The organism is Tepidiforma sp. (assembly GCF_026419595.1).
Taxonomy (GTDB): domain Bacteria; phylum Chloroflexota; class Dehalococcoidia; order Tepidiformales; family Tepidiformaceae; genus Tepidiforma.
Map to the genome: position 1 here is coordinate 1 of NZ_JANZZD010000121.1, position 262 is coordinate 262.

Here is a 262-nt window from a genome sequence, read left to right on the forward strand (position 1 = left end):
TATGCCGTTAGAGCCTTCAAGGCCCTCGGCTGCTCAGGCCTTTCCAGGGTTGACTTCTTTGTCGAGCATCAAACAGGCCGCGTTGTACTTAACGAAATCAACACCATGCCCGGCTTCACCAGCATCAGCATGTATTCGAAGCTTTGGGAAGCAAGCGGCATTCCATATTCCGAGCTGATCACAAGGCTCATTGAGCTGGCCTTTGAAAAGCATGAACAAACCTTCAGGTCGTACGAAAGGAAATAAGTGTGGAGAAACAGGT

General features: G+C 49.6%; 1 pseudogene. It reads left to right on the forward strand.

The features are described from left to right. Positions 1-246: pseudogene (locus tag N2041_RS14710) on the forward strand (D-alanine--D-alanine ligase A); the annotation flags it as partial. Positions 247-262: the final 16 nt, after the last annotated feature.